This window comes from Streptosporangium amethystogenes, from assembly GCF_000721075.1.
Classification (GTDB): domain Bacteria; phylum Actinomycetota; class Actinomycetes; order Streptosporangiales; family Streptosporangiaceae; genus Streptosporangium; species Streptosporangium amethystogenes.
The window spans coordinates 45,683-60,156 of the sequence record NZ_JOEQ01000023.1 but is presented as its reverse complement, the minus strand read 5'-3'; the positions used below and the strand labels follow the sequence as shown (position 1 = coordinate 60,156).

Annotated in this window: 10 protein-coding genes, 1 other RNA gene and 1 pseudogene; 8 read left to right on the top strand and 4 right to left on the bottom strand. The window is 68.5% G+C overall.

Translation table 11 applies throughout. The annotated features are described in order from the left end of the window. Positions 1-204 precede the first annotated feature (204 nt). Entirely contained in the window at positions 205-960 is a 756-nt protein-coding gene (locus tag IG98_RS0128175; RefSeq protein WP_245651745.1) for a dienelactone hydrolase family protein, read from the top strand. A gap of 50 nt (positions 961-1,010) precedes the next feature. On the opposite strand, the gene menC is transcribed toward IG98_RS0128175, so the two are convergent. From menC to IG98_RS0128160, 3 genes are all read right to left on the bottom strand, one after another. Further along, positions 1,011-2,111 carry an o-succinylbenzoate synthase gene (gene menC, locus IG98_RS0128170; protein WP_030918602.1) on the bottom strand — a complete coding sequence of 367 codons (1,101 nt, stop codon included), beginning with the start codon at positions 2,109-2,111 and terminating at the stop codon, positions 1,011-1,013. Between the two features lie 172 nt (positions 2,112-2,283). After that, on the bottom strand, positions 2,284-3,321 hold the full coding sequence (locus IG98_RS0128165) for a dipeptidase (protein ID WP_030918598.1): 1,038 nt from the start codon (positions 3,319-3,321) through the stop codon (positions 2,284-2,286). A gap of 83 nt (positions 3,322-3,404) precedes the next feature. After that, on the bottom strand, positions 3,405-4,844 hold the full coding sequence (locus IG98_RS0128160; protein WP_030918596.1) for a flavin-containing monooxygenase: 1,440 nt from the start codon (positions 4,842-4,844) through the stop codon (positions 3,405-3,407). Positions 4,845-5,084: 240 nt separating this feature from the next. Here IG98_RS0128160 and IG98_RS0128155 point away from each other — a divergent pair, with 240 nt between their 5' ends. From IG98_RS0128155 to rnpB, 4 genes are all read left to right on the top strand, one after another. After that, positions 5,085-5,918 carry a Nif3-like dinuclear metal center hexameric protein gene (locus tag IG98_RS0128155; RefSeq protein WP_030918594.1) on the top strand — a complete coding sequence of 278 codons (834 nt, stop codon included), beginning with the start codon at positions 5,085-5,087 and terminating at the stop codon, positions 5,916-5,918. Continuing rightward, the gene (locus IG98_RS0128150; protein WP_030918592.1) at positions 5,915-6,655 is read left to right on the top strand and encodes a zinc ribbon domain-containing protein; all 741 of its coding nucleotides are present in this window, start codon (positions 5,915-5,917) and stop codon (positions 6,653-6,655) included. Before IG98_RS0128155 ends, IG98_RS0128150 begins: the two co-directional genes overlap by 4 nt. Further along, positions 6,652-7,986 (top strand): bifunctional RNase H/acid phosphatase, encoded by a 1,335-nt coding sequence (locus tag IG98_RS0128145; protein ID WP_030918588.1) that lies wholly within the window; start codon positions 6,652-6,654, stop codon positions 7,984-7,986. The genes IG98_RS0128150 and IG98_RS0128145 overlap by 4 nt, the downstream gene beginning before the upstream one ends. 316 nt (positions 7,987-8,302) lie before the next feature. Continuing rightward, an RNA gene (gene rnpB / locus IG98_RS47445) (RNase P RNA component class A) lies at positions 8,303-8,697 on the top strand. Between the two features lie 76 nt (positions 8,698-8,773). On the opposite strand, the gene IG98_RS49145 is transcribed toward rnpB, so the two are convergent. After that, the gene (locus tag IG98_RS49145; RefSeq protein WP_211264127.1) at positions 8,774-9,013 is read right to left on the bottom strand and encodes a tyrosine-type recombinase/integrase; all 240 of its coding nucleotides are present in this window, start codon (positions 9,011-9,013) and stop codon (positions 8,774-8,776) included. A gap of 545 nt (positions 9,014-9,558) precedes the next feature. On the opposite strand from IG98_RS49145, the pseudogene IG98_RS54920 reads away from it, so the two are divergent. The 3 genes and pseudogenes from IG98_RS54920 to IG98_RS49140 form a co-directional block, all read left to right on the top strand. Next, a pseudogene (locus tag IG98_RS54920) lies at positions 9,559-10,713 on the top strand (reverse transcriptase domain-containing protein); the annotation flags it as partial. Between the two features lie 64 nt (positions 10,714-10,777). Beyond that, positions 10,778-11,410, top strand: a complete 633-nt coding sequence (locus IG98_RS53580; protein WP_030918581.1) for a hypothetical protein — start codon at positions 10,778-10,780, stop codon at positions 11,408-11,410. Next, positions 11,302-14,469 (top strand): Ig-like domain-containing protein, encoded by a 3,168-nt coding sequence (locus IG98_RS49140; RefSeq protein WP_245651754.1) that lies wholly within the window; start codon positions 11,302-11,304, stop codon positions 14,467-14,469. The genes IG98_RS53580 and IG98_RS49140 overlap by 109 nt, the downstream gene beginning before the upstream one ends. The last annotated feature ends 5 nt before the right edge of the window (positions 14,470-14,474 follow it).

The following is a 14,474-nucleotide window of genomic DNA, read 5'->3' as shown; positions in this document are numbered from 1 at the left end:
CCGGGCCGCCGCGCGAAAAAGGCGCGAATCAATCTTGAAGCGTTTTTCGTGACCACTGTTTAATCATTTGTATATTAATAATTAATTTAGTCATGATATCATGTTAAAAATTGCCGGATAAGTGCGGCTAATGTTTCGGGCGTAAACTCCAGTCACTTCGAAGGAGTGTCGTCCGTGTGTTACGACGCAGCTGCCACCCCGCCTGTGCCGAATTCCCCGACCACCCGGGCGGAGGCCGCGCAGGCCACCCTGATCTCGGGTGACGGCACGCGCGTCGGAGCGTTTCTCGCCCGGCCCGAGAAGCCGTCAGGGGTGGGGGTGCTCATCCTCCCCGACAATCGCGGACTGTCGGGCTTCTACCAGCAGCTCGCCGTACGGCTGGCGGAGCTGGGGCACACCGCGGTCGCGATCGACTACTACGCGCGCACCGCCGGAACCGACTACCTCGACCGGCCCGAGAGTTTCGCCGACATGACCACGCTCATGCCGGACCATCTCGCCAGGCTGACCTCCGAGGGACTCTCCGCCGACATGTCGGCCGGTGTCGAGAGGCTCCGCGAGAGCTGCCACGCCGTGGTCTCCCTGGGGTTCTGCATGGGGGGCAGATTCGCGTTCAACACCGCCGTCCCCCGGTTCGGCCTCGACGGGGTCATCGGGTTGTACGGCTTTCCCGGCGAGCTCAACGGAGCTCCCGGCCCCATTCAGCTGGCCCACCTGATGACCGCGCCGGTCCTCGCCCTGTGGGGAGGCGGCGACGAGAACATTCCGCCGGCCATGGTGGCCGCCTTCGACGACGCCCTCACCGCCGCCGGGGTCGGGCACGAGTTCGTCACCTACCCGGACGCGCCGCACGGCTTCTTCGATGATCGGCTTCCCGGCTTCGCCGACGCCTCGGCCGACGCCTGGCGGCGCATCACCCGCTTCATCTCCGCCACCGCCCAGCAAGCCGCGGCGAAGTGAGACCGGTCGCCTCTCCGTGACCGGGCCGGCCGCTTCGCCGGAGCCCGGGGTCAGAGGGTGATCCACTCGGTGGAGGTGGTGACCTCCCGCAGCACGTCGGGGATCGGCTCGACGCCGATGCCCGGCCCGCGGGGGACGTCCAGATGGCCGTCGCTCAGCTCGAAGGGCGGGGTGATGTCCGTCGTGTAGTAGCGGCGGGAGGCGGAGATGTCGCCGGGCAGCGTGAAGCCGGGCAGGGCGGCCAGGGCGACGTTGGCGGCGCGGCCGAGGCCCGTCTCCAGCATGCCGCCGCACCAGACGGCGACGCCGTGGGCCCGGCACAGATCGTGGATGCGCAGGGCCTCCAGGTAGCCGCCGACCCGGCCGGGCTTGACGTTGACCACGGAGCAGGCGCCCAGTGAGATGGCGGCGGCCGCGTCGGCGGCCGACTCGATGGACTCGTCCAGGCAGATCGGGGTGGCGATCCGGCCGGCCAGCCGGGCGTGCTGGACGATGTCGTCATGGGCCAGCGGCTGCTCGATGAGCAGCAGTCCGAAGGGATCCAGCCTGGCCAGGTGGGGCGCGTCGCTGAGGGTGTAGGCGGCGTTGGCGTCGACCTGGAGGAGCAGGTCGTCGCCGAAGCGCTCCCGTACCGCGCGGACCGGTGCCAGGTCCCAGCCGGGCTCGATCTTCAGCTTGATCCGGACATAGCCCTCGTCGAGATAGCCCGTGACGGTGTCCAGGAGCTCGGGGACGGAGTTCGTGATCCCGATCGACACCCCGGCGGGGACGCGGTCGGCGGCGGCGCCGAGGAAGGAGGCGAGGGACTGACCGGACGCGCGCAGCCGGGCGTCCAGGACCGCGCTCTCCAGGGCCGCCTTCGCCATCCGGTGGCCCTTGAAGGGCTCTAGCGCGCGGCCCACGCCATGGACGTCGAGGTGGGCGGGCAGGGCCGGGATGAGGAAACGGCGCAGCACGTCGGCGGCGGCGTCGACGTACTCGGGGGAGTAGAGCGGGTCGGACATGGCCACGCACTCACCCCAGCCCTCCGCCTCGGGGGTGACCACGCGGAGCAGGAGCACGTCGCGTTCGGTCTCCGTGCCGTAGGAGGTACGGAAGGGCGTGACCAGCGGCATCGCGACCCGCCTCAACTCGATCCCGGTGATCTTCAAGCTTCCTTCTCCCATTCGTCGCACCGGATTCCATTGTCGTGCCGGGTGCCGTCGTCGTGTCGGGCGTCGTCGTGCCGGGGGTGACCCGTCTCACGGCCGAAGCCGGTCACCCCCCTGCGGCAGGCCGCCCGACATCTCGCGGAGGAGCGGCCGCCCCCCGTCCCACTTCGGCTCAGGCGGGCCTGCCCAGCTCGGCGCGGAACAGCCGGTGCACGTTCCCGCCGATGATCTTCACGATCTCCTCGTCGGCGAAGCCGTGCTTGAGCAGGGCCTCGGTGACCAGGGGCAGGCCGCTCGGGCCGGACAGGCCGGGCAGGGTCGCGCCGACGTCGATGCCGCTGTAGCCGGGCTCCTCGCAGCACGGGGGAGTGACGTCGTGCATGACCTCGCGGATGAAGTCCGGGCCGAGCCCCACGTGGTCGATCCCGCCGACACTCACCACGTGCTCGATGTGGTCGACCAGCCGGTCCACCGTGTACTCGGTGACGTCCTCCGTCAGGAAGGCGGGCAGGAAGTTGACGCAGACCACGCCGCCGCCGGCGGCGACGGCGCGGATCTGCTCGTCGGTCAGGTTGCGGTGGTGGTCGCGCAGCGCACGGGCCGAGGAGTGGGTCGCCAGCACCGGCCTCCTCGCCAGCTCCAGCACGTGCTCCACCCCCGAGGCGCCCAGGTGGGAGATGTCGAAGATCATGCCGAGCCGTTCCATCTCACCGACCGTCTCCACCCCCGCCGCGGTGAGCCTGCTGCCGGTGGCGTCCTCGCCGCTGCCGTCGGCCAGCGCGGTACGGCCCCAGTGCGCGATCGAGGCGACCCGCACGCCCAGCCGGTGCAGCGTGGGCACCAGCTCGACGGCCGAGTCCAGCCCTGGCATGCTCTCCAGCGCCAGGACCAGGGCGATCCTGCCCTGGGCGAGCGCCTCGTCGATCTGCGTGCCGTCCAGGCAGAGCCGTACGGCGTCGGCGTTGCCCTCGGCCAGCACGTGGGCGCACTCGATCATGCGCAGCGTCTGCCGGAGCGCGCCCTCGGGGCGGTACTGGTCGTCAACGAAGACCGGCAGCACCTGGAGGTTCACCCCGCCCTCGCGCAGCTGCGGCAGCCAGCGCTCGCGGAAGAACGACGCCCACCGCCGAGGGGGTCTGGCGGTGACGGCCATCAGCAGGTCGTTGTGGGTATCGGCGACCACGGAGTCGCGGTGGAGGTCGGCGGACACGGCGGGCCCTTCTACGCGTACGGCTCTCATTCGCCACGACGGTATCGGCACTTCGCCCTCCGCGCCTCGTGGGAGACCGCGGGTCAGTGCGAGAACTGGAAGGCATCCGGGCGTGGGGCCCTGGTGATGCGGCGGTAGGCGGTCGTCGTGCCCGGCCAGTTGTTGGTCACCCGGCCGGCCGCGTTCTTGTACCAGCTCGTGCAGCCCGCCTGCCAGACCATGCGTCCCATGGCCGCCTCCAGGTTCCGCCGCCAGGTGGCCATCGTCTCCGGCCTGACCTCCATCGGCCCGCGCGCGGCCAGCTGCGGCAGGCAGCCCATGATGTACCGGACCTGACATTCGATCATGAAGACGATCGAGCTGTGGCCGAGGTTGGTGTTGGGGCCGTACAGCAGGAACAGGTTGGGGAAGTGCGGCACGGCGATGCCCAGGTACGCCTCCGCGCCGTCCTTCCACTCCTCGGCCAGGTGCCGGCCGCCGCGCCCGGTGACCTGGATGGAGGCCAGGAAGTCGGAGGTCTGGAAGCCGGTCGCGTAGACGATCGCGTCCGCCTCGCGGAGTCCGGCGGCGGTCTCCACCCCGCCGGGGACGATCCGGGTGATCCGGTCGGTGACGACGTCCACCTTGGGGCGGGTCAGTGCGGGATAGAACTTGCTATCGGCGACGACCCGCTTGCAGCCGATCGGGTAGTCCGGGGTCAGCTTGGCCCGCAGCAGCGGGTCGGGGACCTGGTCGTGCAGGTGGTCCAGGGCGCGCTTACAGAGCGGGCCGGAGCTCCAGCCTCCGGCCAGGGCCGGGTAGAGGGTGCTCTCCACGTACCGGTAGATCCACTCGCGGTAGGCACGCTGCAGGAACGGCACGTGACGGAAGGCGGCCCTGGCGCCGGCGCCGAAGACGGCGTCCGCCTTGGGGATCACCCAGTTGGGGGTCCGCTGAAAGACGTCCAGGTGGTCGGCCACCTCGGCGACCTTCGGGATCAACTGCGCCGCCGAGGACCCGCTGCCGATCACGGCCACCCGCTTGCCGGTCAGATCGAAGGAGTGGTCCCAGCGGGCGGAGTGGAAAGCCGTGCCATTAAACGTTGACATTCCCGGAATGTCGGGCAGCTGGGGGCGATTGAGCTGTCCCACCGCCGACACCACCACGTCGAACAGCTCGTCCCTGGCCGCGGTGCGGACCCGCCACTTCCCCAGCGACTCCTCGAAGGTGGCGGCGACGACCGCGGTGTTCAGCCGGAGGCGGGGGCGCACACCGTACTTGTCGGCGCACTTTTCCAGGTAGCCCAGGATCTCCGGCTGCTCGGGAAAGCGGCGCGTCCAGCTGGAGTACTTCTCGAAGGAGAAGGAGTACAGGTGCGAGGGGATGTCGCAGCCCGCCCCCGGATAGGTGTTGTCACGCCAGGTGCCCCCGACGTTGTCCCCCTTCTCGAAGATCGTGTACGAGCGGATGCCGGCCTTCTCCAGCTGGATGGCCATGCACAGCCCGCCGAATCCGGCACCGATGATCGCGATGGTCGGTCTCACGCGCACGCCCCCCGGGTGGTGTCGTCACGGCAGCGGTTCCCGATGCCGGCAGGGATCAGGCGCCGGTAGACGTCCTCAAACTCCGGCTGCCGCCTGCGTCCACGTCTCCCCAACTCCACATCCCTTCATACGCCGGGAGCGCTGCGAAAAATACTGGAATCCACCGCTCCCCGATGGGTCAGTATCCACTTACATTAGGTGATCCGTTCGCGCCGGGGAATAGGCCGATAGTCTGCGCGGGTGCCTACGCTTGCCGACATCGTCACAGAGCTGGAAACCCGCTACGACCCACGCTGGGCGGAGTCGTGGGACGCGGTCGGACTCGTCTGCGGAGACCCCGCCGCGGAGGTACGCAGGATCCTGTTCGCGGTCGACCCGGTGGCCGCCGTCGCCGACGAGGCCCTCGAATGGGGCGCCGACCTCATCGTCACCCACCACCCGCTCTACCTGCGCGGCACCACCAGCGTCGCGGCCACCACCTTCAAGGGCCGCCTGATCCACACACTGATCAAGAACGACATCGCGCTCTTCACCGCCCACACCAACGCCGACGTCGCCGATCCCGGCGTCTCCGACGCGCTCGCCCGCGCCGTCGGCCTGACCGGCCCGCTCGTCCCGCTCATGCCCGCGGCCGACGACCCCGGGCGCGGCCTGGGCCGGATCGGCTCGCTGCCCGCCCCCGTCCCCCTCGCCGAGTTCGCCCGGCAGGCCGCGCGCGGGCTCCCCGCCACGGCGGGCGGCCTGCGGGTCGCCGGGGACCCCGGCCGCCCCGTCCAGCGGATCGCGGTCAGCGGGGGATCCGGAGACTCCCTGCTCGGGGTGGCCCGTGCCGCCGGGGTCGACGTCTTCCTCACCGCGGACCTGCGCCACCACCCGGCGAGCGAGTTCATGGAGGCCGACGGCCCCGCGCTGATCGACGCCGCCCACTGGGCCACCGAGTGGCCATGGCTCGCCGACGCGGCGCACCATCTGACGTCCGCATTGGCCGCCAGGGGGATTACTGTTGAGACGCGCGTTTCCGAGACGGTCACGGACGCCTGGAAAACAACAGCAAAGTGCGAGGATTTCACGTGAAAGCAGCCCCTGCGGCCCAGAAGCGTCTGCTTGACCTGGCCGAACTCGACTCCGCCCTCGACCGGCTGGCCCACCGCCGCCGCACCCTGCCCGAGCTGGCCCAGATCGACGAGCTCTCCGCTCGCGTCGCCCGCATCGCGCCCCAGGTGATCGCCGCCGAGACCGAGTCCGGCGACCTCGCCCGCGAGCAGACCAAGGCCGAGGCCGACGTCGACTCGGTCCGCATCCGCGCCGAACGCGACCAGAAGCGCCTCGACTCCGGCCAGGTCTCCTCGCCGAAGGACCTGGCCAGCCTCCAGTCGGAGATCGCCTCCCTGACGCGCAGGCAGGGCGACCTGGAGGAGGTGGTGCTGGAGATCATGGAGCGCCGTGAGGCGGTGGACGCGCAGGCCGCCAAGCTGGTGGCCGAGCGCGACGAGCTAGCGGGTACCCGCAGTGTCGCCGAGGACCGCAGGGACGCGGCCTTCGCCGAGCTCGACAAGGAGAAAGACGAGGTCCAGAGCAAGCGGGCCGGGGTCGAAAAGGACATACCGGCCGATCTGCTCGCCCTCTACGGCAAGCTCAGGGAGCAGTTCGGGGTGGGTGCCGCGATGCTCCAGGGCGGCCGCTGCCTCGGCTGCCGCACCAGCCTGTCCATCGCCGAGATCAACCGCATCAAGGCCGCCTCCCACGACGAGGTCATCCGTTGCGAGGAGTGCCGCCGGATCCTGGTCCGCACTGCGGAGTCCGGCCTGTGACCTCGTACGTCATAGAGGCAGACGGCGGCTCGCGGGGCAACCCCGGGCCGGCCGGCTACGGCGCCGTCGTCAAGGACGCCGCCGACGGCCAGATACTGGCCGAGACCGCCGAGTCGATCGGCACCCAGACCAACAACGTCGCCGAGTACCGCGGGCTCATCGCCGGTTTGACCTCGCTGCTGGCCCTCGCCGGGGACGGTGCGAAGGTCGAGGTCCGGATGGACTCCAAGCTGGTCATCGAGCAGATGGCCGGCCGGTGGAAGGTCAAGAACGAGGGCCTGCGCCCGCTCGCCCTACAGGCCGCGGCCCTCGCCAGGCGGTTGAAGGTGACCTGGCGCTGGATCCCGCGCGAGAAGAACAAGGACGCCGACCGCCTGGCCAACGAGGCCATGGACGCCGCGGCCAAGGGCCGCACCTGGCGCTCCTCAGGTTCCTCCTCTCCCGTCGAGGAAGCGACCGGCGGCCGCACCTCCGGCGGTGCTGCCTCCGGGAGCAGCGCTTCGGGGAGTGCCGTCTCCGAGATCCGTACCTCCGGCAGCGGGGCCCCCGCCACCCTCACCGGTGGCGGGCCCGCAGAGGACCTTCTCCTTTTCGACACCGATGACTTCGACACTGACGATCTCGGCGCCGGTGTCGTCACCCAGGAGCCGGCGAAGCAGGCGGAACGGACGACCATGCCCACCGGGCGCGGCACCGGCTGGCGTCCGCCCACCTCGGTCGCGACCTCGCTGTACCTGCTCCGGCACGGTGAGACGCCGTTCTCCGTCGAGCGCAGGTTCTCCGGGCTCGGCGATCCCGAACTCACGCCCAACGGCATAGCCCAGGGCGAGGCCGCCGCCGCCAAGCTGGCCGGGGAGCCGTACGGCATCCAGGTGATCGTCAGCTCACCGCTGAAGCGCGCCCGTGCCACCGCGGAGATCATCGCGGCCAGGACCGGTCTTGAGGTCGTCGTCGAGGAGGGGCTCAGGGAGGCCGACTTCGGTGACTGGGAGGGCCACACGTTCACCGAGATCCAGCGTCGCTGGCCGGACGAGCTCGCCGCGTGGCTGGCGGACCCGTCCGCCGCGCCGCCGGGTGGGGAGAGTTTCGGGGAGGCGGCGCGGCGGGTCCAGGCGACCGGGGACCTGCTGATCGAGCGCTACGAGGGCAAGACGATCCTCGCCGTCTCGCACGTCACGCCGATCAAGATGCTGCTGCGATTCGCGCTGCTCGCTCCCCTCAGCGCGCTGTACCGCATGCATCTCGACCTGTCAGCCCTGTCCCTGATCGAGTACTACGCCGACGGTCCGGCGGTGGTGAAGGCGTTCAACGACACCTCCCACCTGCGCTGAACCGTCGGTCTCGCGTCCGAAGGATCTCGGCGCGAAGGGCGGTACGGTGCCGGGCCTCCGGCCGCCGATCGGGCCCGATACGGGAGACAGCCGACACTCGCCTCCCGTATCGGTGCGCGCGTCCACACCCTGTGTGACGGCCGTATCCCATCACACCGGTGCGGATCCCGGCAGCGCGCGGGACCGGCCATCCTTGCTCTCATCGCTTTCCCCTGATGCTCGTCTGTCCCGTCCCGCTTGATTCATATTTCAGCGCAGATGACTTGCCGTTCGGTTGGAGCCCACTTGGGACCCGTTAGGCTTGGAACACGGCGGACGAGCCGGCCGGGCGGCCGCGTCGGGTCTCTTGCGAGATCCGCCGAGGAAGGTCCGGGCTCCACAGGGCAGGGTGGTCGGTAACGCCGACCCGGGGTGACCCGCGGGACAGTGCCACAGAGAACAGACCGCCTCCTCGCAAGAGGGGGTAAGGGTGAAACGGTGGTGTAAGAGACCACCAGCGCCCACGGTGACGTGGGCGGCTTGGTAAACCCCACCCGGAGCAAGGTCAAGAAGGGGCGCTCTCCGGAGCGTCCCGCGCGCGACGTTTGAGGGCTGCCCGCCCGAGCCGCGCGGGTAGACCGCTTGAGGCCGCCGGCAACGACGGCCCTAGATGGATGGTCGCCTCTTCACGCAAGTGAAGAACAAAACCCGGCCTACAGGCCGACTCGTCCGCCTTTCCCGCCCCTGACCTGCGGCGGAACCCTCGCTCAGGAAGATCGAATCCTTGAGGGGGCACATCGGGGGCACATTACGCGGACCCGAGGGCCGAGGCGAAGGCATTGTCCAGCGCCGTCCGCGCCCGCTTAGATGCCTCCGGGACCAGATGCCCGTACAGGTCCACGGTCGTGGTGATGGACTCGTGCCCGAGCCACCGCGACACCTCGGAGATCGGCACGCCTTCGGCGAGCGCCGTACTGGCGAAAGTGTGCCGAAGATCGTGGGTGCGCCGTGAGGCGCTGTGAGTTGAGTGGAGGTGAAAGACCTTCACCGCTGCCCTTGTCGCAGCAGGGAGGCGGAGCTGAGGGCAGCCTGATCCGGGTGGTGCCGGGGAGGGCGGGAGCAGCCCTGACAACGCCGGGACGGGCCAGTACTACCAGATGGTCCGGGTCCGGCTAGCGAGACGGAAAGGAGTACGCGAGGAACCGGCGTGTGACACCCCCTTGATCAGGCGCCAGCTCGAACCTGGTGGATATGGGCTGGAAGCGGTGCGCACCCCGCCCCTCATCACGGGCGGGGAACTCTTATGGCGGTATGTATGAGCCGCTGGGGAGGCTGTGAGGAAGGTCTGCGGCGTACTCACAGCGATGCCGCAGGGGCATAGTCGGGCTCCTCCTCCGTCGAGTGACTCACAGTGAACACGGGAACCGTTCCGGGTCTCGCCAGGTCCTCCGCCTCCAGCGGGGTGGCCGGGCTGAGCGCATCGACCGCTGATCGGTCCGGGGCGGGGCGGAGCCGCCGTAGTACTCCGAGCCGGGGAGAGCCCGTGCACATGGGGAAGGGCGGCAGCGGTTTCGAGAAGGACTGGAGACTGTAATGCCGAAAGACGCGCCCTCGAACGGGGACGCCTGGCCGGAGCAGATCCCCGACAGCGAGATGGGGCCGCGCCGGAAGGTATCGGAGATGCAGACCAAGCTTCACCGTTGGGCGCTGGCCGACCCCGGCCGCCGGTTCGATGACTTGTTCAACCTCGTGCACGATCCGGCGACGCTGTTGGTGGCGTTCGACCGGGTCGCGGGCAACCGGGGAGCCAACACTCCCGGCGTGGACGGCCTGACGGTCGCACGCGTTGAGGAGGAAGTCGGCGTCCCAGGGTTTCTGGACGACCTGCGGGCCCAGCTCAAGACGGGCATCTTCCGGCCGCTCCCGGTGCGGGAACGCAGGATCCCCAAGCCGGGCGGATCGGGCAGGGTTCGCGCGCTGGGCATACCCCGGATCGCGGACCGGGTCGTCCAGGCGGCGCTCAAACTGGTGCTGGAACCCCTCTTCGAGGCCGACTTCCTGCCGGTCTCTTACGGGTTTCGGCCTCGGCGGCGGCCCCACGACGCGATCGCGGAGATTCACCACTTCGGCACCCGCGGCTATCGCTGGGTGCTGGATGCGGACATCGAAGCGGCCTTCGACCACGTTTCGCACACGGCGATCATGGATCGGGTGCGGCTACGGGTGAAGGACAAGCGCGTCTTGGCGCTGGTCAAGGCGTTCCTCAAAGCCGGGATCCTCACCGAACTCGGCGAACACCGGAACTCCTACACCGGTACGCCGCAGGGCGGCATCCTGTCTCCGCTGATCTTCAACGTGGTGCTGAGCGTGCTCGATGAGCATGTGATGGCTCCGTGGAAGAACGATGGGCTGATGTCGACCTCAGGCAAATGCGCCTATCGGCGCTCGCGGGGACGGCCTGCCTGGCGGATCGTGCGTTACTGCGATGACTTCGTCATCTTGGTGCACGGCTCGCAGGCCGATACCCAGGCGTTGCGCGAGGACGTCGCCAGCGTGCTGGAACCTCTTGGGTTACGGCTGTCACCAGCCAAAACCCAGGTGGTTCACATGGGCGGCGGGTTCGATTTTCTCGGCTTCCGCATCCGGTGGAAACGCAAGAGGGGCTCGAACAAGTGGTACGTCTACACCTTCATCGCCGACCGGGCCAAACGGTTGGTGAGGGCGAAGATCCGCACTCTGACCCACAAGACATCGCAGCAGGACTTCGCCTCCGTGCTGAAACGACTCGCTTCGATCATGCGCGGATCTAGTCGTGACCGTCACCCCGAACGGGTACCAGCATCAGATCGTGATCCGCGAGCGGCCCGGCAAACGTCTCAAGCTGCCCGTCCTGATCGACCCACCCTCCGGCATGAGCCTGGGCAAATCATCGAACGGCAAACCTGCGGCTCTCGCCGCCGGCAAGGAAGTCGCCGACCTGTCGGCGCTACCGCTCTTGGACGCCAAGGAGATCGTCGCATTCGGCACCGGCAAGGCGGGCACGGCGACCACGGCACTGACCGGAAGCGGAGACGACGCCGCGCTCGTCGTCACTCCCGACGCCGCGTTTCTGGCCGACCCCGCGACGACCTATCCGGTGACGGTGGCCACCGCCAATCCGACCCCCTGGCACAGGGCCGGCGCTCCCGCCGACACCTTCATCGCCAACAGCGGCAGCTACGTCAACGGCAGCTATTCGGCGAACTCCAACGCGCTGTTCGCCGGGCGCCGGGACGGCTACAACTATCGTTCCTACCTGAAGTTCAATCTCACCGGGGCACCGTTCATCGGGCGGAGATCCTGGATGCGAACATCATTCTGTGGAACTACCTCTCCAGCGCGTGCGGCAACGTCGGTGACATCTCCATGCACCGCATCTCCGGCGACTGGACTCCCACCTCTCTGACTTGGTCCAACCAGCCCCTTGCCGTGGCGGACGGCTACGTGGTCAATCCGTACGGCAAGGACCAGAGCTGCTCCGACTGGATGGCCGAGGGCGAACTCTGGTACTCCATCGAGCAGATCACCCAGGCCTGGTCGAACGGATCACCCAACCACGGCGTCATGGTCCGTGCCGTAGCCGAATCGGGTTCGAACAACTGGCGGCAGTACCTGTCCGGCAACTACCCGGAGACGGCCCCGGACGGCAGCCACCACCCCTACTTCTTCGTCGAGTACGACGCTCCCGCACCCACCAAGACCGAGTGGGTGCAGTTCGAGATGGACGACGTCGCCGGGGCGTTCCCCACGTACGACCAGGCCAAGGCCAACGTCGTTCAGCCGTGGGACACCACCGCGAGTTGGGCGGTGGACAACGCGGAGGCCGACGCGATCGAGAAGCTCGGCATCGGCGTCGCCGCCGAGGTCACGTCCAGCAAACTACAGCCGTTGGGGGGCGACGCCGAGACCAATCCGTCCGAGCTCGATCCGGACGAGATCCCGGCGGGTACCCCGATCGACCAAACGCCGCCCACGATCACGGAAACCCAGCCAGAAGGTTCCAGCGTCCCGGTCAACACCGCGATCACCGCTACCTTCAGCGAACCAGTCTGGGGAGCGAACCTCGCCCTCAAGGACTCGGCCGGGACAGCGGTCCAAGGGACGGCGGCCCTGGACGCCGCCAAGAAGGTGCTCACCTTCACCCCAGCTCAAGCGCTACGGCACGCGACCACCTGCAACGTGGAAGTGACCGGCGCCACGGATCTGGACGGCCTGGAGGTCGCTCCACGTCTCTGGCAGTTCACCACGGAGGCGGATGTCACCCCGCCCACCGTGACATCCACGGAGCCTTCTGCTGATGCTGTCAACGTGCCGCTCCAAACCGCGGTGAAGGTGACCTTCAGCGAACTGGTCACTGACACGGTGATCGGGGTCAAGGACGGCAGCGGCGCGGATGTGCCGGGCATCGTCTCCACCGATGGCGACAAGCTGTGGACGTTCACGCCGTCCGCTCCGCTGGCGTGGAACGGCACCTACACGGTGCAGGTGTCCGGCGCGAAGGACGCATCAGGGAACACGATGGCTCCGCACTCCTGGTCGTTCGCGACGGTCACGGACACCGCCGCGCCCACGGTGGCGCAGGTCAGTCCGGCGAGCGGCGCCACGGGTGTCTCGGTGAAAACCAAGGTCGTCGTGACGTTCTCCGAGGCTGTGTCGGACGCTCAGATCACCGCTGCCGACGCGGCGGGAGCGCCGGTTCTCGGTGACGTCGCTGTGGACGCTGCGAACACGACGTGGACCTTGACCTTCGGCGGTCCCCTGAACGCCGAGACCGTCCACACCGTCAGTGTCTCGGGGGCGAAGGATCCCGCCGGAAACGTGATGGCACCGCATTCCTGGTCCTTCACCACCGCCCAGCCGGATACCGTCGCGCCGACGGTCACCGCGTCAAGCCCTGAACCCGACGCCGTCGATGTGGCTCTCGGCGGCCCGATCAAGGCCACCTTCAGTGAGCCGGTGTCCGAGGGCCAGATCGTGGTCAAGGATCCGGCGGGCGGCCTCGTGGCCGGCACGCTCGCGGCGGACTCCACGACCGTCCTGTCCTTCACGCCCGCTCAGCCACTGGCCGAGCTCACCAAGTACACGGTTGAGGTGGCCGGCGCCAAGGACGACGCGGGCAACGTGATGGCGTCGCACACCTGGTCGTTCACCACGAAGGAACTCCCACCGCCGCCGAACTCACCGACGGTGGCCAGCGAGTACGTGCGGCCGGCCAACACCGCGGGAGCGGTCACCACGCTCACCCCCGAGTTCCGGGCCGAGGTCACCGACCCCTTGGGCCGGTCCATGACGCTGACGGTTCAGGTCGAACACGATCCCAGCATGCCTGGTCAGGGCGTCGGAGCCATCTGGACCGGAACCAGCACCACGCCCACCCCTTCGGGTAACTACACCGGTATCTTCATGCCCAGCGGCAAACTCACCAACGGGTGGAAGGTCCGCTGGCGCGCCCGTGCCACCGCCGCCGGTGTCAACGGCGCATGGACCACCTGGCACACCCTGAGCGTGGCCACTTCCACGCCCGCCCGATCCACGGCGAAAGCCGCTCCGGCCGGAGTGGCAGCCGCGTCACCGGACACGAACACCAGCGGTCCGTTCGACTACCAGCGCATGAGCCCCGCGGACTGCAACGCGGAGCGTCTCAAGTCACCGCGCCCCTGGCACGGATTCGGCTGGACTGTCCTGCGGCCCTATACCGGTTGCTACAGCCGAATCGCAGGATGGGGCGACCGGGAGGCCGACCTCTACACCGGGGCACCGAAGTCGCCGTGCCCGAAGTCCCAAGGCGTCAGGATGACTGTCAACGTCATCATGTACACCAACCTCGGCACCACCAAGGACGGGCCGGTCGTCCACGGGCAGAACAACCCTGAGCTGAAGGCCAGAGACATCAGTATCTGGATCAACATCAGCGAACTCATCGTCGTGGGCGCCGACTGCGTTCAGACAAACGCGCTCGACGGGCGCAACATCACGGTCAGGGTGGAGGCCGCAGGGTCCGACAACTCCGACTGCGACATGATCGCCGGCCCTGAAGACGGAAAGAGAGTCGCCACGATCGGCAACTTCAAGCAGAACGGCCAGACCGCATTCGTCTTCCGGTCCCAGGGCTCCAAGTGGGGCAACTGCACACTGCGCCCCAAGCTCTACCCGGGGGTCAGCATCGACTTCCTCGATCCGGATCCGTTCAAGCTGTGGCACCACCTCGGGACCGAGCAAATCCCCAACCGGCCGAAAGGCGATTTTCCCTTCGTCGCCCGCTGCGACAGCATTCGACTCAGTTATCCGGCGCGCAGGTCCAATGGCGAATTCTATTGGCCCGGCCACACCGGCGGATGCAGAATTCTCGGCGCCGACCGTGTCTACACCATGTACACGGAGGATCTCTTCCGTGGAGAGGTGGCGAGACACAACAGGGACGCCTTCCAAAACCCGCAGGCGACCGATCCGAAGCTGGATCGGTAAGGCCA